The sequence below is a fragment of the Streptomyces sp. NPDC052682 genome (assembly GCF_040678435.1).
Taxonomy (GTDB): Bacteria; Actinomycetota; Actinomycetes; order Streptomycetales; family Streptomycetaceae; genus Streptomyces.
The window spans coordinates 1-18,309 of record NZ_JBFATS010000036.1 but is presented as its reverse complement, the minus strand read 5'-3'; the positions used below and the strand labels follow the sequence as shown (position 1 = coordinate 18,309).

Genomic DNA, 18,309 nt, shown 5'->3' with positions numbered 1-18,309 from the left:
TACGAGGAGTGAACCGCTGTTCGGCCGGGGGCCGGTGGGGCGGCTGGTCAGGCGGGCTGCCCGCCCTGGTCCGGGGCGTCTCCGGCGGCCTGCTCCTCGGGCTCGTCCGCCAGCCGGTCGACCCGCTCCAGGGCCTCCTCGACGCTCTGCGAGACCGGCACGGTGATGCTGACGCCCGTGAGGTCGAGTATGCGGCGCACGGCCGGGGCCGGGTTGATGACATGCACGCTGCCGGCGTTCTTCCGGGTCTCCTGGTACACGCGCAGAATGATGTTCATACCCGACGAGTCCATGAACGGCACCCCCGACAGATCGAGCAGGAAGTGCCGTCGCCCGTGGTGGAGCTGGTTGGCCAGATGGGCCTGGAACTCCGTCGCGGTGTCGACGTCCAGGTAGCCGCCGACCGTGATCAACGCCACGTCCTCGCGAGGCAGCTCGACCTCCACGGACAGCGGGTTCTGGGCAATGGGCACGAGTACCTCCAACAGTGCAGATGGCCTGGGCTGGTTACCCCTGTAAGCGACTTTGATGCACACCGGTTCCCGACGGCTGTGGGTGATCAAGCTCTCATGGGTGCTGTGCCCCCTCACCAGCGGATCGTGTCTCGCCGCGCCCCGCGCTTACCCGGAAAACGCCCCGTCATGCCTGCCGCGTCACACGGCCTGGTCAGCCGCGTGTCACCCGACCTGGATGCCCACGATGCAGGTGTCGTCGTCCGTGTCCGAACGGCTGTAGGTCAGCAGCCGGTCGAGCTGCTGGTCCAGGGTGCTGGGAGCCGAACCGGCGGTGCTCAGCAGCTGCGTCAGGGACTCCTCCACCGAGCGGTCCCGGCGTTCGATCAGACCGTCCGTGTACATCAGCAAGGTGTCCTCGGCGGCCAGCTCGACCTCCGTCTCCTCGTACGTGGCCTCCGGTACGGCCCCCAGCAGCATGCCCTTGACCAGCGGCAGCGGAGCGGCCTTGCGGTCCCGGACCAGCACGGGCGGCAGATGACCGGCCCTGGCCCAGCGCAGGGTGCGCCGCTCGGGGTCGTACAGGCCGCACACCGCCGTGGCGGTGACCGCGCCCGTGAGGTGGTGCGCCACGATGTTCAGCCAGGACAGCAGCTGACCCGGCCCGGCGCCGGTGACGGCGAGCCCGCGCAGCGCGTTGCGCAGCACCACCATGCTGGTCGCGGCCTCTATGCCGTGGCCGGCCACGTCCCCCACGCACACCAGCACCAGCCGGGACGGCAGGACGACGGCGTCGTACCAGTCGCCGCCCACCAGCTGCTCGGTCTCCGCGGGCCGGTAGCGTACGGCCACCCGCAGCCCCGGCACCTCCAGCGGCGCCTGCGTGGGCGGCATGATGGCGTGCTGCAACTGCAGCGCCAGCCGGTCGCGCTCGCTGGCGTGCTGCTCGGTGTGCGCCAGCTGGTCACGCGTGGCGGCCAGCGCCACCTCGGTCCAGTGCTGGGCGGAGATGTCCTGGTAGGCGCCGCGCACCACCAGCAGCCGGTCGTCGGTGTCGAGCACCGGCTCGGCCACGACCCGGATGTGCCGGGTCACCCCGTCGGGCCGCTGGAGGCGGAAGGCCGCGGAGGCCGGCCGCCGGTGGTGCAGCAGGGTGCGCAGGAAACGCCGGATGGTGACCGCGTCGTCCGGGTGGGCGTGGGCGGGCAGCTCTTCCAGAGGCACCGGAGGGCTCGACTGCGGGCGCCCGTACAGGTCGAACAGCTGCCCGTTCCAGGTGATCTCCCCGGTGAGCAGGTTCTCCTCGAAGCCGCCGATCCGGCCGAGCCGCTGGGCGTGCTGCAGCAGACTCGCCAGCCGTGCCGTCTCGTCCTCGATGCGCCAGATGAGCAGCACGGCCGTGCCGTGCCGGCTGATGCTGATGTCCGCCACCGCCGACAGCGGCACCTGGTCCACCAGGGCGGTCAGATGCATCCGCTTGGCCCGGAACGGCTCACCCGTGGCGTACACCCGCTCGATGCGCTGGAACAGCTCGCTGTCCGCGGCGGCCATCGGGTAGGCCTCCAGCAGCAGCGCCCCGTTGACCACGGCGCGGGGCCGTCCGGCGGGGTCCAGGAAGCGGTTGTTGACGTGCTGGATGCGGAAGTCGACCAGGTTCCCCGAGGCGTCCAGGTGCGGTACGAGGACCAGCGCCGGGTCGTGCAGCCCGTCGGCGAGGTCCATCAGCTCCGCGGCGTCCGGCAGCAGGCGCGGCTCCCGGACGGCACCGTGCAGCACCGTGTACGTCTCCAGCGTGTGGGCGCACAGCTCGGCCAGCGCCTCGACCTGACGGACGATCTGCGGCGGCTGCGGCGGCAGGGGAGTGGGCCACACGATCTCCAGGACGCCGTGCAGCCGGCCCCCGGTCCCGGCGGGCACCGCCGCCCGGCCGCCCTCCGGGTACTGGTACCGGCCGATGGACGGCAGCCCCGTCGCGGCGAGCGACGTCATCCACTGGCCGGTGCGCTCGGTGAGACCGCGCCGCGCCACCGTCGCCACGTCCGGCGGGACGTAGTGCCAGCGGGCGGCCTCAGCGGGCGAGAAGCCGGCGCTGCCCGCCAGCGTCAGCGAACCGTCCGAACCCGCGGCCCAGATGGCCACGGCCACCGCGCCGAGCGGCCGCAGCGCCTGCTCCAGCAGGGCCTCGGCGACGGACTGCGTGTCGTCCGCCGCGAGCGCGCCGCTCTCGGCCGCGCGCAGCCGCACGGCCGCCGACTCGGCCTCCGCCTCGGCGGCCGCGGCGGTGGCGGCCAGGAACGCGTCCGTCACCTCCGACATCCGGTCCCGGGCGGCCTGGTTGATCACCTCGACCGCGAACTCCAGCGGCGTCACCCCGGCCTGCTCGGTCAGCTCGGCGAGCTGCCGCGCGGCCTGGGCCGGACCGCACTTGAGGCGCTCGACGAGGATGCCCTTGGCCAGCTCGATCAGGGCGCGCCCCTCCGCCTCGGCGTGGGCGGCACGCACCTCGCGGCTGAGCCGCTCCACGGTGGCCGCCAGTCTGCCCACCGGGGAGGCGGTGGAGACGCCCGCCAGGTCGGCGGGCTGTCCGCCGTCGGCGGGGACGACCGGCGCGGACGCCGGGCCGGGGGCGGCGAGCTGCGGCTCACCGGAGTCCGGCTCGCCCGGGTGCTCGGGGGTGGTCACGGTGCGGATGCTCCTCGGCTGCGGGGCCCTGGGGCGGGGAACGTGAGGTGCGGGACGCGGTCCGGCACGCCGGTCGGCGGGCCGGACGGCGCGGGTGCCCTCATGCGGGCAGCCAGCGTCGGACGCAGGCGATCAGGTCCTGTGTGTCGACCGGCTTGGTGACGTAGTCACTGGCGCCCGACGCGAGGCTCTTCTCCCGGTCGCCCGGCATCGCCTTGGCGGTGACGGCGATGATGGGCAGCTCGGCGTACTGCGGCATCTTGCGGATCTCCGCTGTCGCCGTGTACCCGTCCATCTCCGGCATCATCACGTCCATCAGCACGAGCGCCACGTCCGGGTTGTTCACCAGGGTGTCGATGCCCTTGCGGCCGTTCTCGGCGTGCAGGACGCGGAAGCCGTGCAGTTCCAGGATGCCGCTGAGGGCGAACAGGTTGCGCGCGTCGTCGTCGACGACCAGCACGGTGCGGCCGGAGAACGAGTCGTCCACCGGCTGCGGCACCAGCCGCTGCGGCTCCTCCGTGCGCACCAGCGACAGCACGTCGCCGGGCTCCTCGGCGGACAGGTGCAGGGCGATGCGCTCCCGCAGTTCGTCCAGGCTGGCGAGGAACTCCAGCGCGCCGCCCTCCGCCCGGGAACGCAGCGCCTCCTCCGCGGCCAGGTCCGTACGGTGCCCGGTGTGCACCAGCACGGGAACGCTGGCGAGGGCCGAGTCGCCCCGCAGCGCGTCCAGGAAGCGGGACGCCTCCCCGTCCGGCATGCCGAGCTCCAGCACCACGCAGTGGCAGGGCTCGGCGGCCAGGGCACCGGCCGCCTCCTGGGCCCCGACGGCGGTGATGATGTCGACCGGTGCCGCCGCGTCCCCGTGCGACAGGTCCGTGACCACGCTCTCCGCGACCAGGGTCAGCAGACCGCGCGGCCGCTCCTCGACCACCAGCAGCCGGCGCGGCCTGCGGCCGGAGACCGGGTCGGGCAGGGGCGCCGACGGTGACGGCGCCGCCTCCGGCAGCGCCTGGGCCGGGGTGCGCTCGGTGGCCCGGCCGCGGCCGAGCAGCTCCTCGAAGTCGGGCCGCGCCACCGGCAGGAACAGGGTGAACGTGCTGCCCTGCCCCGGTGCGCTGTCCACCGTGACGGCACCACCGAGCAGGTGGGCGATCTCCCGGGTGATGGACAGCCCGAGGCCGGTGCCGCCGTACTTGCGGCTGGTGGTGCCGTCCGCCTGCTGGAACGCCCCGAAGATGGTCTCCAGGTGCTGCTCCTGGATGCCGATGCCGGTGTCCTTCACACGGAAGGCCACCACGGTGCCGCCCCGGATCACCCCCTCGGGCACCTCGTCGTCCAGGGCCGGTTCGACGCGCAGCTCCACACTGCCCCGCTCGGTGAACTTCACCGCGTTGGACAGCAGGTTGCGCAGCACCTGCCGGAGCCGGGAGTCGTCGGTCAGCAGGTCCGCGGGCGCCCCGGGCGCGGTCGTCACCGTGAAGTCGAGGCTCTTCTGCATGGTCATGGGCCGGAAGGTGGCCTCGACGTACTCGATGAGCTGCCGCAGCGACACCCGCTCCGGGGAGACGTCCATCTTCCCGGCCTCGACCTTCGACAGGTCGAGGATGTCGTTGATCAGCTGGAGCAGGTCCGAACCCGCCGAGTGGATGATCTGCGCGTACTCGACCTGCTTGGGGGTGAGGTTGCGCGAGGGGTTCTGGGCCAGCAGCTGGGCGAGGATGAGCAGGCTGTTGAGCGGCGTACGCAGCTCGTGGCTCATGTTCGCCAGGAACTCCGACTTGTACTTCGAGGCCAGCGACAGCTGCTGCGCGCGGGCCTCCAGCTCCTGCCGGGCCTGCTCGATCTGGAGGTTCTTCGCCTCGATGTCCCGGTTCTGCGCGACCAGCAGCGAGGCCTTCTCCTCCAGCTCGGCGTTGGAGCGCTGGAGCTCCTCCTGCTGCACCTGCAGCTCGGCCGAGCGGGCCTGCAGCTCGGCGGTCAGCCGCTGCGACTCGACCAGGAGCTCGTCGGTGCGGGCGTTGGCGACGATGGTGTTGACGTTGACGCCGATGGTCTCCATCAGCTGTTCCAGGAAGTCCTGGTGGATCTGCTTGAACGCCGACACCGACGCCAGCTCGATCACACCGAGGACCTGCCCCTCGAACACGATGGGCAGCAGCACCAGGGTGGTCGGCACGACCTGGCCGAGACCGGAGGAGATGGTCACGTAGTCCGGCGGCAGCTGGTCCACCGTGATGGTGCGCCGGCTGCGGGCGGCCTGCCCGACCAGGGTGCGGCCGAAGGAGATGCGGGTGGGCCGGGTGCTGTCCTCGGGGTAGCCGTAGGAGCCGACCAGCCGCAGCTCGGGGCCGTCGTCTCCGTCCTCGGCCAGGTAGAAGGCCCCGTACTGGGCCGACACCAGCGGCACCAGCTCGTCCATGATCAGCTCGGCGACCACGGGCAGGTCGCGGTGGCCCTGCATCAGGCCGGAGATCCGGGCGAGGTTGGTCTTGAGCCAGTCCTGCTCCTGGTTGGCCCGGGTCGTCTCGCGCAGGGACTCCACCATCGAGTTGATGTTGTCCTTCAGCTCGGCGACCTCACCGGAGGCCTCCACGGTGATCGACCGCGTCAGGTCGCCCTCGGCGACGGCGCTGGCCACCTCGGCGATGGCGCGCACCTGCCGGGTCAGGTTGCCCGCGAGCTCGTTGACGTTCTCCGTCAGGCGCTTCCAGGTGCCCGAGACGCCCTCCACCTCGGCCTGGCCGCCGAGGCGTCCCTCGGTGCCGACCTCGCGGGCGACGCGGGTGACCTCGTCGGCGAACGCGGAGAGCTGGTCGACCATCGTGTTGATCGTCGTCTTCAGCTCCAGGATCTCGCCGCGCGCGTCGACGTCGATCTTCTTCGACAGGTCGCCTCGGGCCACCGCGGTCGTCACCAGCGCGATGTTGCGCACCTGGCCGGTGAGGTTGTTGGCCATCGAGTTGACGTTGTCGGTGAGGTCCTTCCAGGTGCCCGCCACGTTCGGCACGTGCGCCTGGCCGCCGAGGCGTCCTTCGGTGCCCACCTCGCGGGCGACGCGGGTGACCTCGTCGGCGAACGCCGACAGCGTGTCGACCATCGTGTTGATGACCTCGGCGAGCGCGGCGACCTCGCCCTTGGCCTCGACGGTGATCCGCTGCGAGAGGTCACCGCGGGCCACGGCGGTGGCGACCTGGGCGATGGAGCGCACCTGGCCGGTGAGGTTGGAGGCCATCACGTTGACGTTGTCGGTGAGGTCCTTCCAGGTGCCCGACACGCCCCGCACCTGGGCCTGGCCGCCGAGGCGTCCCTCGGTGCCGACCTCGCGGGCGACGCGGGTGACCTCGTCGGCGAAGGCGGAGAGCTGGTCGACCATCGTGTTGATGGTGTTCTTCAGTTCGAGGATCTCGCCGCGGGCGTCGACGGTGATCTTCTGGGACAGGTCGCCCTTGGCGACGGCGGTGGTCACCTGGGCGATGGAGCGGACCTGGCTGGTCAGGTTGCCCGCCATGTGGTTCACCGAGTCGGTCAGGTCGCGCCAGACACCGGCGACCCCCGGCACCTGCGCCTGGCCGCCGAGCCGCCCTTCGCTGCCGACCTCGCGGGCGACGCGGGTGACCTCGTCGGCGAAGGCGGAGAGCTGGTCGACCATCGTGTTGACGGTCTCCTTCAGCTGCAGGATCTCGCCGCGCGCGGGCACGTCGATCTTCTGCGACAGATCGCCCTTGGCGACCGCGGTGGCGACCTGGGCGATGTCGCGGACCTGGGTGGTGAGGTTGCCCGCCATGGCGTTCACCGAGTCGGTCAGGTCGGCCCAGGTCCCGGAGACCCCCGGCACCACCGCCTGGCCGCCGAGCGTGCCCTCGGTGCCCACCTCGCGGGCCACACGGGTCACCTCGGAGGTGAACACGGACAACTGGTCCACCATGCCGTTGAAGACCTTGGCGATGTCGCCCATCAGGCCGTCGGCGTCGTCCGGCAGCCGGGTGCCGAAGTCCCCGTCCCGCACGGCCGTGAGGCCGGCCAGCAGTCTCCTCAGCTCCTGGTCGCCCGGCACCGCGTCGGTGACCTCGGCGCTGTTGCTGGTCATGCGCACCCTCGTTCCGCTCCCCAGGGAGTTCCCGCGGGCGGGAACTCGGTACCCCTCCGGGCCGATACCCGGCCCGACCCGTCGTGCGTGCATTTCCGCAGTTCAGCGGATCTACGCGATGAGAAATACGCCGCAGGCTAACCCACTCGGGGGGTAGGGAACAAAGCGTGGTGCGCCTCCTGTGCGCCGGAGGACGGAAGTAAGGGAACGTGTGCATGACCTTAACGAAGCGGGGTACGCGGAGAGGTTTTGCCGAGCGGGGACGGCAGGGGCTTGCCGGGGCGGGCGGGCGAGGCCGTGACCGATCCGCCGGTGAGACGGCTCGCCCGCGTGACAGGGGCGGACCCAGCAGGGGCCGATTCCGTGCGGGTGCCCGCGTGGTCGGGGTGCCGCACGTCGAATGCGCCTGCCGCAGGCGGGTAGTTGGTGCTGTGGAGCCGGGAGGCACTCACCCGCCCGGCCGATCACTCGTCGTTTCATCCGGGAGGGACGGAGCAGCGTGCCCATCGACAGAATCTGGTCGTACGCGCCGGACAGCGGTCACGTCGAGGGACGGGACCTGACGGGGTACACCGTCGTGGCCGGCGACGGCACCATCGGCCACGTGGACCGGCAGGCCGACCACCACGGCATGCGGCACCTGGTCGTCGACACGGGGGTGTGGGTGTTCGGCCGGAGCGTCCTCGTGCCGGTCGGTCTGGTGACGGACATCGACCCCGAGGAACGGAGGATCACCGTGGACTGCACCCGGGCGGAGGTCAAGGCGGCACCGCGGTTCAGGACCGACAGCGAGACCATGGACCCTGCGTACCTGACGGCTGTCGGCGACTACTATCTCGGGCTGCCGCCACGCCAGACCTCCGCCGGCTGAACGACGGGCCGGGAGGCACCGCGCGGCGGCGCGGCGGCGGAGCTCACAGCCGCCCCGGTACACGGCACGCGACTCGCAGGGACACCACTGACATGCATCTCACCGATGGAACGGGCCCGGCGCGGTCCGACGGCGCTCTCGACGGGCGGCGGACGGCGGGCGCCGAGGTGCCCACGGCCGCGTCGGCGCGGGCCCACGCGGAGTCGGTGGTGCGCGCCCGGTGGGAGGCCGCGGGTCGCGTGCCCCACGAGCAGGACATGATCGACCTGCTGATCGTCGTCTCGGAACTGGTCACCAACGCCATCGTGCACGGTGACGGAGTGGCGGGCTTCGACGTCCGGACGACCGAGGACGGCGTCCGGCTGGACGTGCACGACCACAGTGACGTCATCCCCGAGGCGGCCCACGGCTCCGGCGCCCTGCCGACCGGGTATCACGGCAGCGGCTACGGCTGGCCCCTCGTCATCAGGCTGGCGCGGGACATCTCCGTCCGCCGGCGTCCCGGAGGGGGCAAGACGGTCAGCGTGCTGATGCCGCTGCGCGACGCGCCAGGGCCGGCCCTCGGGGCCGCGCAGGCCTGAGCACACCCCTGGGGGTTCGCCCCGCTCACCAGGGGAGGAAGACGTGCACGTCCTTGCCGTGGTCGTCCGTGACCACGCTGACCTGGTCGCACAGGGTGTGGATCAGGTGCCAGCCTATGCCGCCGCCACCGCTGCGCGGATCGAACGGCCGCGGCGCCGGCGGTGTCGTACTGGTGTCGTGCAGCACCACGTGCACACCGTCGAACGTCCTGCGCATGCGCAGCGCGAAGGGGCCCGGGGCGTACTGGACGGCGTTGGCGGCGAGCTCGGTCACCACCAGCAGGATGTCGTCCCAGTACTCGGGGGCCGAGGGCGGAGCGGAGCGTGCCAGATCACGCAGGAACTCCTCCGCGGCCAGACGCGCGCCTGTCACGTCGTGCGGCTCGCCCGCGAAGCTGCTCGTGCGGCTCGGGATCTCCTCGGAAGTCAGTGCGTCGTCCCCACGCGGCTCGGTTGACATATCGCCTTTCGGGCCCGTCGACAGCAGGGCCGGTCAGCCTTTCTCGGGTGGTCTCTTGCGTCGCCACTGTTGCGTGTTCCCGTGGGTGCGGGGCCTACTCGTCCGGTTCCTCAGCCCTCGGCGGAACCCGGCCGGCCGGACCGGTCCTCAGCGGAACACGTTGTCCGACTCGTCCCACGCGGACACCACCTCCGTGACGGGCAGCCGCCCGGGCCGCGCCCGGGACTGGTACATGGCCTCGATCTCGGCAGCGTAACGCCGCACGATCTCGTCGCGGCGCAGTTTCATCGACGGCGTCAGCAGCCCGTTGGTCACGTCGAACGGCTCCGGCAGGATCCGGAACACCCGGATCGACTCCGGGCGCGACACGGCGCTGTTCGCCCCGGCCACCGCCCGGGCGATCTCCTCGCGCAGCGCGTTCTCCTCCCGGGCCTCCCGCGCCTCGCCCTGGAGCGCCAGCGCCGCCCGCCAGTGCGCCAGGAAGTCCGGGTCGAGCGTGATCAGCGCCCCCACGCAGGGCCGGTTGTCGCCGACCACCACCGCCTGGTGGATCAGCGGATGGACCCGCAGCCGCTGCTCCAGGAAGGCCGGGGCGACGCTCTTGCCGCTGCTGGTGATGATCACGTCCTTCTTGCGGCCGGTGATCGTCAGATACCCCTCGGAATCCAGCTGCCCGAGGTCCCCGGTGGCGAGCCAGTTCCCGCGCAGCGCGGTCCGGGTGGCGGTGTCGTCACCGACGTAGCCCTGGAACACGGACGGCCCGCGCACCAGGATCTCCCCGTCGTCCGCCACCCGGATCTCGGTGCCGGGCAGGGCCTGGCCGACCGTGCCGGACTTCTCCCGGCCCAGCGGCTGCATCGTGATGCCGCCGCTGGTCTCCGTGAGCCCGTAGCCGTCGTGCACGTGGATGCCGATGCCCTCGTAGAACAGGCACAGGTCGCGGTGGAGGGGCGAGCCGCCCGAGGTGGCCCGGCGGACCCGGCCGCCGAGCGCGTCCCGCAGCTTGCGGTAGACCGTGCGCTCGTACAGGGCGTGCTGGAGCCTGAGCTCCAGGCCGGGTCCCGAGCCGCGGCCCAGCCGCTGGCGTTCGACGGCGGCGGCGAACGCCCGGGCCGTGTCGGCGGCCCGCTCGAACAGGCCGCCGCGGCCCGCCTCCTGGGCCGTGCGCAGGAAGTTCTTGTAGATCTTCTCGAAGACCGACGGGACCCCGTAGAAGTACGTGGGGCGGAACGAGCGCAGCGCCGAGGCCAGGGCCGCTCCGCTCATGTCGGGTTCGTGCCCCATCAGCAGACCGCCGCGCACGCAGATCCCCTGGATCATCAGTCCGTACACGTGGGACAGCGGCAGGTACGCGAGCACGGCGCCCTGCTCCCCGGGCGGCGCGGTGATCTCGCGCCAGCCCGCCAGCAGCGTATCGCAGGGGGCGGCCAGGCCGCGGTGGCTCAGCGCACAGCCCAGGGCGCGGCCCGTGGTGCCCGAGGTGTAGGCGATGACGGCCGTCGAGTCCGGCAGCACCAGGCGGCGCATCGACTCGACCGTGGCCAGCGGGACGGACCCGCCACGGGTCACCAGTTCCTCCAGGGCGCCCGCGTCCAGCTGCCACACGTGCCGCAGCCGCGGCAGCGTGGCGCACACGGAGCCCACCGTCATCACGCCCTGCTCGTCCTCGACGACGACGGCCACACAGCCGGCGTCCCGGAGGATCCACTCCACCTGGTCGCGCGACGACGTGGGGTAGATCGGCACGATCTCGGCGCCCACCGACCACAGGGCGTAGGCGAGCACCGTCCACTCGTACCGGGTGCGCGCCATGATCGCGACGCGGTTGCCCGGGGAGATCCCCGACGCGATCAGTCCCTTGGCCAGGTCGACGACCTCGTCGCGGAACTCCACGGCCGTCACCTCCTGCCACACGGCGGAGGCCGGGTCGGGGCGGCGGGCGAGCATCGGCAGCGTGGGGTCGCGGTCCGCCGTCTCGAAGAGACTGTCGGCGAGCCCGCCGGTCAGGGGAGCGGCGGCCGGGGGAGCGAGAGCGAGGTCACGCAATGCACTGCTCCTGACATGTACGGGGGGTGACTCTGCCGACGAGTACGGTCATCGGCGGTGCTCGAATGTAGCCGGTCCTCGAGCTCCGGGGGCCGGGAATCCGGAAGTGTGCCGTCCTGATGATCCCGGTGGGTTCGGGGGACTCGGACGGCATGAGCCAGCACATCAGTCCCGACCCCGAACCCGAACGCAGCACCGGACTGGAACCCGGCGGTGGTGTGCCCCCGGGCGAGACCCCGCCCGCGGAGAGCAGCATGCCCGAGGCGGGCCCCCGCGAGACGCACAACCCGCCCAAGGGCTGGGCCAAGGCACCGATGACGCTGATCCTCGGTCTCACGGTGCTGATCGCCGCGTTCTTCCTGGTGTACGCCCTCGTCCTGATCCTCTGACCTGGGCAGCCCCCGCACGCCCGGCCGCCCGTGCGTGCCGAGCCGACCTGCGCCTCGCCCCCCGGGCGCCTGCCTCCTGCGGCGCGAGCCGCAGTCCGGGGTACTTACTGCGGTGTCAGCCGTGCGCGCGCCGCTTCCGTCCCGCCGTCCGGCGCGCCCGCAAGCCCCCGTGAGGCGCTCAGGACTTCGATGTGGCGGTCCGCACGCCGGTGGCGGTGCCGCGCGGCCCGGTTCGCTGTCCGGGGTACTGCGGTGTCAGCCGGCGCGCCGCTTCCGTCCCGGTCCGGCGCGCCCGTCGCCCCCGTGGGGGCGCTCAGGACCTCGGCCGCGCCCGCAAGCCCCTGGGGGGCTCAGGACCTCGTCCAGGGTGATGCCGGATGTGGCGGTCCGCACGCCGGCGGCGGTGCCACGCGGCCCGGGCCGCTGTCCGGGGTACTGCGGTGTCAGCCGTGCGCGAGCCGCATGGCCCCCGCCGTGCCGGCGGTCCCGGCGCCCCGCCGGGGGCCGCAGAGCCCGGCACACCCGCCCCAGGCGGGCGCGCTCTCACTCCTGGGTGTGCCGGACGCACTCCGTGACCACGTCCCGCAGGCTGCCCGTGCGTTCCAGCAGGTCGCGCTGGACCTGGGCGCCGGTGCCGCCGCGCAGCAGGGCGGCGCAGGTCTCCCGGGCCCGCTCCAGGTCGCCGGTCTCCTCCAGGGCCTCGGCGACATGGTCCAGCAGGGACCGTACGACCGCCTCCGCGGGCATGCGCCGCATGGTCGCGGGGTGCAGCAGCTCTCCGGACAGGCCCGAGCGGGCGGCGCGCCAGCCGGCCAGCCGGAGCAGGCTCACGCTGTGGTCGACCGGCGGGACGTCCGCACGCCACTCCCGGGCCGCGGTCTCCACCAGGCCGCGGGCCAGGGTGGCGAGCAGCACGGCGGTGTCGGCGTGCAGACACACGTCCGCGACCCGGATCTCCACCGTCGGATAGCGCCGGGACAGCCGCGCGTCGAAGTAGATCATCCCGTCGTCGAGGATGGTGCCCGTGGCCACCATCTCCGCCACCCGCCGGTGGTACCGCTCGGCGGAGCCGAACAGCTCGGTCGGGCCGGCCGACGGCCAGCGCTGCCACACCCGGCTGCGGTAGCTGTGGTACCCGCTGTCCTTGCCCTGCCAGAACGGCGAGTTCGCGCTCAGCGCGGCCAGCACCGACAGCCAGGGCCGCACCCGGTCGACGACCGCGACGCCCTCCTCGTCGGAGTCGACGTTCACATGGACGTGGCAGCCCAGTACCAGCTGCTCCTGGGTGGCGATGCCGTACTCCTGCGCCATCCACTGGTACCGCCGGCCGACACCCACGGCGGGGCTGACGGGCAGCGGTGAGGTCGCGAGCGCGGCGACCGTGCAGCCGATCTCCCCGGCGTGCCGCGCGGCCTCCTTGCGGCAGCGCCCGAGCTCCGCCCGCAGGCTCTCCATGTCCGTCTGCGGGTGGGTGGCGAACTCCAGCATCTGGTCGTGGAGTTCCTTCTCGAACACGTCCTGGTCGGCTTCGTCCTGCTCGGCCCGGGCGAGCACCGCGGCGGACAGGGCCCGCGGTTCACCGGTCTCCGGATCGACCAGGAGGAGTTCCTCCTCCACTCCGACAGTGCGCAACGTGATGCCGCCCTTCCTGTGGCCTGACGCGGCGACCAGGTCTCCCCGGCCGTACGGCCGTCTCCTCGGTCGTACGACCCCGAATGCCCCGCTCGGGGCGGTCGGAACCTGTCGTCGCCGCCGGTCCTCACAGAGCGAACGGCGTCAGCCACACCGTCGCGAGCGGGGGCAGGGTGATCCGGACGCAGCCGTCCTCCGGCTTGACGGGGTCCGGGTGGGTGACGCCGCTGCCGCCGTAGCACGTGGCGTCGGTGTTGAGGATCTCCTCCCAGGCGGTGGTGCCGTCGGGGACGCCGAGGCGGTAGTCGTGGCGCACGACGGGGGAGAAGTTGGACACCGCGAGCAGCGGGTTGCCCTCGGCGTCGAACCGCAGGAAGGCGAAGACGTTGTCGTCGGCCGCGTCCACCGCCACCCACCTGAAGCCCTCCGGCCGGGTGTCGTACTGCCACAGGGTCGGCGTCGCCCGGTAGACCGCGTTGAGGTCGCGGACCAGGTCACGCACCCCGCGGTGGTCGCCCGCCGAGTGGTAACCGTCGTCCAGCAGCCACCACTCCGGGCCGTGTTCCACCGACCACTCCGCCCCCTGGGCGAACTCCTGCCCCATGAACAGCAGCTGCTTGCCGGGGTGGGCCCACATGTAGCCGAGGTAGGCGCGCACGGTGGCGCGCCGCTGCCACCAGTCGCCCGGCATCTTCGACACCAGCGCCTGCTTGCCGTGCACGACCTCGTCGTGGGAGATCGGCAGGACGTAGTTCTCGCTGTAGGCGTACACCATCGAGAACGTCATCTCGTGGTGGTGGTACTTGCGGTGCACCGGCTCCTTGGCGATGTACTCCAGGGAGTCGTGCATCCAGCCCATGTTCCACTTCAGCCCGAAGCCGAGCCCGCCGGTCTCGGTGGGCCGGGTCACCCCGCCCCACGCGGTGGACTCCTCGGCGATGGTGACCACGCCGGGGCAGCGGCGGTACACGGTCGCGTTCATCTCCTGCAGGAACCGCATGGCCGCCAGGTCCTCCCGGCCGCCGTACGCGTTGGGCTCCCACTGGCCGTCCTCGCGCGAGTAGTCGAGGTAGAGCATCGAGGCGACGGCGTCGACGCGCAGCCCGTCGATGTGGAACTCCTCGCACCAGTACACGGCGTTGGCGACCAGGAAGTTGCGGACCTCGGTACGGGCGAAGTCGAACTCGTAGGTGCCCCAGTCCGGGTGCTCGGCGCGCCGCGCGTCCCCGGGTTCGTACAGCGGGTCGCCGTCGAAGCGGGCCAGCGCCCAGTCGTCCTTGGGGAAGTGCGCCGGCACCCAGTCCATGATCACGCCGATGCCGGCCCGGTGGCAGGCGTCGACGAAGTACCGGAAGTCGTCCGGGGTGCCCAGGCGGGCGGTCGGCGCGTAGAAGCCGGTGACCTGGTAGCCCCACGAGCCGTGGAAGGGGTGCTCGGCGACCGGCATAAGCTCCACGTGCGTGAAGCCCATGTCCTTGACGTACGCGGGGAGTTCCTCGGCGAGCTCCCGGTAGGTCAGCCCCGGCCGCCAGGACGGCAGGTGCACCTCGTACACCGAGAACGGCGCCTCGTGCACCGGGGTCTCCGCACGGCGCGCCATCCACTCCTGGTCGCCCCACGTGTAGTGCGAGGCCGTCACGATCGAGGCCGTGTTCGGCGGCTCCTCGGTGCGGCGGGCCATCGGGTCGGCCTTGAGGAAGCGGTGGCCGTACCGGGAGGTGATCTCGAACTTGTACGGGGTGCCCTCGCCGACGCCCGGCAGGAACAGCTCCCACACCCCCGACGCGCCCATCGACCGCATCGGGAACTGCGTCCCGTCCCAGTAGGTGAAGTCCGTGGCGACCCGCACGCCCCGGGCGTTCGGCGCCCACACGGCGAAGCGGGTGCCGGTGACGCCCTGGTGGGTCATGGGCTGTGCGCCGAGCGCCTTCCACAGCTCCTCGTGCCGGCCCTCGCGGATCAGGTGCAGGTCGAGCTCGCCGAGCGCGGGCAGGAAGCGGTACGGGTCGTGCACCTCGTACTCGGCGTCCTCGTACGCGACCAGCAGGGTGTACGCGGGGATCTCGTCCAGCGGCAGGACACCGGAGAACAGGCCGTCGCCCTCGGAGACGAGACGGGTGCGGATCCCGTCGATCACCACACTCACCGAGCGGGCGAACGGGCGCAGCGCCCGGAAGAGGACGCCGTCGGCGACCGGGTGGGCGCCCAGCAGCGCGTGCGGGTCGTGGTGGGCGCCCGCCAGCAGGCGCCCGCGGTCCTCGGCGGACAGGGCCGGCGCGGTCCCGCACGGGACGGGGCCGGACGGCTCGGGGAGTGAGGTGTCACGCAGGGCCACGGTCAGTCTCCTCTCACGGCGAGGCGTTCGATCGCCGCCATCGGTACGGGCAGCCAGTCGGGGCGGTGCCGGGCCTCGTACAGCACCTCGTACACGGCCCGGTCCGTCTCATAGGCGCGCAGCAGGCCGTGCTTCTTGCGCGGGTCCCAGCCGGCGCGGCCGGCGTAGCCCGCGCAGTAGGCCTCCCGGCAGCGGCGCGCCCACTCCGGGCGCCAGGGGCGGCGCTGCCGGGCGGCGTAGTCGAAGGAGCGCAGCATGCCCGCGATGTCCCGCACGGGGGAGTGGGCACTGCGCCGTTCGGACAGCGGCCGGGACGGCTCGCCCTCGAAGTCGATGACGAACCACTCCCGCCCGGCCCGCAGCACCTGCCCCAGGTGCAGGTCGCCGTGGATGCGCTGGGCGGGCGGCCCGGGGTCGCAGGTGGTGAGCGCGTCGAACGCGGCCCTGAGGCCCGGCACGAAGGGCGTCAGGGCCGGCACGCAGTGCGCGGCGGCGGTCAGCCGCTCGTGCATCGCCGCCGCCGTCCGCCCGTTCTCCCCCGGCTCCCCGACGGGGAACGCCGAGGCCAGCGCCAAGTGCACCTCCGCCGTGGCCCCGCCCAGCGCCCGGGCCTGGGCGGTGAAGTCGTCCCCGGCGGCGAGCGCGTCGAGGGCCAGGGTCCAGCCGTCGGAGGCGTCCCGCAGGTACGGCTGGAGCACGCCGAGCGTCGCCCGGAACGGATGCCGCGTCTGGAACCACGCCACGGGCGCGGGGACCCGGTGACAGCCCTGGCGGGCCAGCGCGCCCGGCACCTCCAGGTCGGGGTTGACGCCCGGCTGGATGCGCCGGAACACCTTCAGGATGTACTCGTCGCCGTACACCAGCGAGGAGTTGGACTGCTCGGCGTCCAGCAGCCGCGGCGCGAGACCGGCGGTCAACGGCAGGGACGGGTCGCACTCGAACCGCAGCGGGCCCGCCGCGCCGGGCCGCCGCAGCCGCGCCAGCAGCAGCTGCGCCGACCGGGGGTCGTGGAGCGCGTCGTAGACCGTGAGCCCGGCCAGCGGCCCGTCCTGGACCCGGCCGATCAGCGCCCGGCCGAGCCGGGGCGAGGGGTGCTCCCGTACGCCGAGCAGGAGCTGGTAGCAGTCACCGGCCGGCTGCGCGCCGCCCGGGGCGGGCACGCCGCCGTGCCCGGCGTGCACCAGCAGGTGCAGACAGCCCGGGAAGAGCTCGGTCGTGGAGAGCACACCGAGCTCCGTGACGGGCCGGTCCTTGCCGGCGAACCAGCGCTGCCGGGGCAGCCACTCGCGCAGCAGCTCGCCGAGCGACTCCAGGGGCTCGGCGAGGCGCGTCAGGTCCGGGCGCAGGGATGCGGTCTTCGCCATGGTCACGCCTCCTTTCGTCGGCGCATGCTCACAGTCGCCGGCCGATGCGGGATGCGACTCGAGTGAGCCGGAACCAGTAGAAGCCGTGGCCCCCCAGCGTCAGCAGGTACGGCAGTTCACCGATGGCCGGGAAGCGGACCCCGCCGAACAGCTCGACCGGATGCCGGCCCTCGAAGGCGCTCAGGTCCAGCTCGGTGGGCTGCGCGAACCGCGCGAAGTTGTTGACGCACAGCACCAGGTCGTCCTCGTACTCCCGCAGGAAGGCGAGGACCGCCGGGTTGGACGAGGGCAGCTCGGTGTAGGAGCCGAGTCCGAAGGCCGGGTTCTGCTTGCGGATCTCGATCATGCGGCGGGTCCAGTGCAGCAGGCTGGACGGCGAGGCCATGGACGCCTCGACGTTGGTGACCTGGTGGCCGAAGACCGGGTCCATGATCACGGGGAGGGTGAGGCGGCCCGGGTCGCACGTGGAGAAGCCCGCGTTGCGGTCCGGGGTCCACTGCATCGGGGTGCGCACCGCGTCGCGGTCGCCGAGCCAGATGTTGTCGCCCATGCCGATCTCGTCGCCGTAGTAGATGATCGGCGACCCGGGAAGGGAGAGCAGCAGGGCGGTGAAGAGTTCGATCGAGTGCCGGTCGTTGTCCAGCAGCGGGGCCAGACGCCTGCGGATGCCGATGTTGGCGCGCATCCGGGGGTCCTTGGCGTACTCGGCCCACATGTAGTCGCGCTCTTCGTCGGTGACCATCTCGAGCGTGAGCTCGTCGTGGTTGCGCAGGAAGATCCCCCACTGGCAGCCCGAGGGGATGTCGGGCGTCTTGGCGAGGATCTCGGAGACCGGATAGCGCGACTCCCGCCGGACGGCCATGAAGATGCGGGGCATGACGGGGAAGTGGAAGGCCATGTGGCACTCGTCGCCGCCGCGTGCGTAGTCGCCGAAGTAGTCGACCACGTCCTCCGGCCACTGGTTGGCCTCCGCCAGCAGCACGGTGTCGGGGTACTGGGCGTCGATCTCGCGGCGGACCCGCTTGAGGAACGCATGGGTGGCGGGCAGGTTCTCGCAGTTGGTGCCCTCGGCCGCGTAGAGGTAGGGCACCGCGTCCAGCCGGAAGCCGTCGATGCCCAGGTCCAGCCAGAAGCGCAGGGCGGCCAGGATCTCCTCCTGCACGGCCGGGTTCTCGTAGTTGAGGTCGGGCTGGTGCGAGAAGAACCGGTGGAAGAAGTACTGGCCGCGCACCGGGTCGTACGTCCAGTTGGAGACCTCGGTGTCGACGAAGATGATCCGCGCGTCCGGGTAGCCCTTGTCGTCGTCCGCCCACATGTAGTAGTCGCCGTACGGCCCGTCGGGGTCCTTCCGGGACTCCTGGAACCACGGGTGCTGGTCGCTGGTGTGGTTCATGACGAAGTCGATGATCA

The 18,309-nt window shown here is 72.3% G+C and carries 12 protein-coding genes; 3 read left to right on the top strand and 9 right to left on the bottom strand.

Annotated features, from left to right (window positions below):
• Nucleotides 1–47 precede the first annotated feature (47 nt).
• The 3 genes from AB0K80_RS33225 to AB0K80_RS33215 all read right to left on the bottom strand — a co-directional run bounded on the left by AB0K80_RS33225 (nucleotide 48) and on the right by AB0K80_RS33215 (nucleotide 7,221).
• Nucleotides 48–473 (bottom strand): STAS domain-containing protein, encoded by a 426-nt coding sequence (locus AB0K80_RS33225; protein WP_365676168.1) that lies wholly within the window; start codon nucleotides 471–473, stop codon nucleotides 48–50.
• 204 nt (nucleotides 474–677) lie between these two features.
• The gene (locus AB0K80_RS33220; RefSeq protein ID WP_365676166.1) at nucleotides 678–3,134 is read right to left on the bottom strand and encodes a SpoIIE family protein phosphatase; all 2,457 of its coding nucleotides are present in this window, start codon (nucleotides 3,132–3,134) and stop codon (nucleotides 678–680) included.
• 100 nt (nucleotides 3,135–3,234) lie between these two features.
• A complete protein-coding gene (locus AB0K80_RS33215; protein ID WP_365676164.1) occupies nucleotides 3,235–7,221 on the bottom strand; it encodes a HAMP domain-containing protein in 3,987 nt (1,328 codons plus the stop codon).
• Between the two features lie 499 nt (nucleotides 7,222–7,720).
• On the opposite strand from AB0K80_RS33215, the gene AB0K80_RS33210 reads away from it, so the two are divergent.
• Together AB0K80_RS33210 and AB0K80_RS33205 are read left to right on the top strand one after the other, a co-directional pair.
• The gene (locus AB0K80_RS33210) at nucleotides 7,721–8,092 is read left to right on the top strand and encodes a PRC-barrel domain-containing protein (protein ID WP_365676162.1); all 372 of its coding nucleotides are present in this window, start codon (nucleotides 7,721–7,723) and stop codon (nucleotides 8,090–8,092) included.
• A 92-nt stretch (nucleotides 8,093–8,184) separates the two neighbouring features.
• Nucleotides 8,185–8,673, top strand: a complete 489-nt coding sequence (locus AB0K80_RS33205; protein ID WP_365676160.1) for an ATP-binding protein — start codon at nucleotides 8,185–8,187, stop codon at nucleotides 8,671–8,673.
• A 25-nt stretch (nucleotides 8,674–8,698) separates the two neighbouring features.
• Here AB0K80_RS33205 and AB0K80_RS33200 read toward each other — a convergent pair whose 3' ends face one another.
• Together AB0K80_RS33200 and AB0K80_RS33195 are read right to left on the bottom strand one after the other, a co-directional pair.
• Nucleotides 8,699–9,133: an ATP-binding protein gene (locus tag AB0K80_RS33200; RefSeq protein ID WP_365676158.1), complete on the bottom strand. Its 435-nt coding sequence runs from the start codon at nucleotides 9,131–9,133 to the stop codon at nucleotides 8,699–8,701.
• Nucleotides 9,134–9,280: 147 nt separating this feature from the next.
• Nucleotides 9,281–11,179: an AMP-dependent synthetase/ligase gene (locus tag AB0K80_RS33195; protein WP_365676156.1), complete on the bottom strand. Its 1,899-nt coding sequence runs from the start codon at nucleotides 11,177–11,179 to the stop codon at nucleotides 9,281–9,283.
• 152 nt (nucleotides 11,180–11,331) lie between these two features.
• Here AB0K80_RS33195 and AB0K80_RS33190 point away from each other — a divergent pair, with 152 nt between their 5' ends.
• A complete protein-coding gene (locus tag AB0K80_RS33190) occupies nucleotides 11,332–11,568 on the top strand; it encodes a DUF6480 family protein (protein ID WP_365676154.1) in 237 nt (78 codons plus the stop codon).
• A 543-nt stretch (nucleotides 11,569–12,111) separates the two neighbouring features.
• Here AB0K80_RS33190 and AB0K80_RS33185 read toward each other — a convergent pair.
• The 4 genes from AB0K80_RS33185 to treS form a co-directional block, all read right to left on the bottom strand.
• A complete protein-coding gene (locus AB0K80_RS33185) occupies nucleotides 12,112–13,200 on the bottom strand; it encodes a glutamate--cysteine ligase (RefSeq protein WP_365676152.1) in 1,089 nt (362 codons plus the stop codon).
• Nucleotides 13,201–13,327: 127 nt separating this feature from the next.
• A complete protein-coding gene (gene glgB / locus AB0K80_RS33180) occupies nucleotides 13,328–15,535 on the bottom strand; it encodes a 1,4-alpha-glucan branching enzyme (RefSeq protein WP_365676150.1) in 2,208 nt (735 codons plus the stop codon).
• Nucleotides 15,536–15,537: 2 nt separating this feature from the next.
• The gene (locus AB0K80_RS33175; protein WP_365676148.1) at nucleotides 15,538–16,899 is read right to left on the bottom strand and encodes a maltokinase; all 1,362 of its coding nucleotides are present in this window, start codon (nucleotides 16,897–16,899) and stop codon (nucleotides 15,538–15,540) included.
• 28 nt (nucleotides 16,900–16,927) lie between these two features.
• Nucleotides 16,928–18,309, bottom strand: a 1,382-nt coding sequence (gene treS, locus AB0K80_RS33170) for a maltose alpha-D-glucosyltransferase (RefSeq protein ID WP_365676146.1), incomplete at its 5' end; no start/stop codon positions are given.

What these genes read in the sequence shown, in the direction of transcription:
- AB0K80_RS33215 (WP_365676164.1), bottom strand. Translation starts at nt 7,221, where the DNA reads ATGACCAGCAACAGCGCCGAGGTCACCGACGCGGTGCCGGGCGACCAG.
- AB0K80_RS33205 (WP_365676160.1), top strand. Translation starts at nt 8,185, where the DNA reads ATGCATCTCACCGATGGAACGGGCCCGGCGCGGTCCGACGGCGCTCTC.
- AB0K80_RS33200 (WP_365676158.1), bottom strand. Translation starts at nt 9,133, where the DNA reads ATGTCAACCGAGCCGCGTGGGGACGACGCACTGACTTCCGAGGAGATC.
- AB0K80_RS33190 (WP_365676154.1), top strand. Translation starts at nt 11,332, where the DNA reads ATGAGCCAGCACATCAGTCCCGACCCCGAACCCGAACGCAGCACCGGA.
- AB0K80_RS33175 (WP_365676148.1), bottom strand. Translation starts at nt 16,899, where the DNA reads ATGGCGAAGACCGCATCCCTGCGCCCGGACCTGACGCGCCTCGCCGAG.